The organism is Bradyrhizobium sp. AUGA SZCCT0431, from assembly GCF_018131065.1.
Lineage (GTDB): Bacteria > Pseudomonadota > Alphaproteobacteria > Rhizobiales > Xanthobacteraceae > Bradyrhizobium.
In genome coordinates this window covers 1-1,030 of record NZ_JAFCLR010000104.1, presented here as the reverse complement: position 1 = coordinate 1,030, position 1,030 = coordinate 1, and the positions used below count along the sequence as shown (strand labels likewise).

The following is a 1,030-nucleotide window of genomic DNA, read 5'->3' as shown; positions in this document are numbered from 1 at the left end:
TTCCTTTTGCTGCCACAGGTCATCCTCGAAATGCCTGTCACAGAAATTATCGTGTCTCGTTCCAGGGGTGCAGTCCAGGACCGAATTCGCCTATCTGTTGGAGTGGCCCGATGAGGCGACCAGGACCGCGGCGTGGTCGGCCTTCATGGCGGACACCGAATGGTCTGAAATCAACGCGTGACGCACGCGGAGCACGGACTGATGGTCGGGCAGATCGAGGATCGTTGGCTGGCGCTGGTGGATTATTCGCCGGTGAAAGGGAGTTTGCTGCCGGCTTCCTGACACGCGCAATTGCGCATCGGGGAATGACGGCGGATGGATTGCTCGCGCTGCGACAAATTAACCCGACGGGCAAAATTCCGCTTTCCTCGTCGGGCAAATCAGCGGTTTGAATTGTCGCGTCCCGCCCGACAAGAGGGGCGTGCGCACGTCACGAACGCGCGGCGGGATGCGGTGGACGCTGGTTCACGTCTGACGACGGCGTGGATTAAGCGTACGGCAAAACCGTGTGGTCCTGGCGCCCGTTGCAGGCGTCAAGCTGTCGGAGAAGCGCAAGCGGGAACGGCGGCGACGGAGTCAACCAAGAACTCGTCTCCGGGGAGAGCGCGGCATAAGCCGTAAAGCCATTGCGCAGGGAAGGCCGGGTGTTCACCGCTGCCCTGTATGCTCGTGTGCAGCCTACTTAGTGCAAACCGCACACGGGACCGCGGGTGCAGCGCGCACCCGGTCTTCCCTGCGCCCTCTCTATGAGTGGGCAAGGAGATTACTGGCAAAGCTCGGGCGCAATGCGTCGCGAGAATGCGAAGCTGCGTTTAGACCACGGTGCAACAACAAACACCGCCGTCGTCCCGGCCTTGAGCCGGGACCCATACGCCGCGGCCCACCAATTGGAGCGCTGGCGTTAGAGACCTTCTGCAAACAACAACCGCCGCGGCGTATGGGTCCCGGCGTTCGCCCTAGGGCATGCACACATCTCTGAGGCTCCATCCTGCGGCGGCGGCGTGGAAGTATTCGAGGCCGTGCTTCATGG

At 62.0% G+C, this 1,030-nt stretch carries 1 pseudogene; it reads left to right on the top strand.

Features of this window, described 5'->3' with window-relative positions:
• Positions 1 to 181: pseudogene (locus JQ567_RS38535) on the top strand (DUF1428 domain-containing protein); the annotation flags it as partial.
• Positions 182 to 1,030 lie beyond the last annotated feature (849 nt).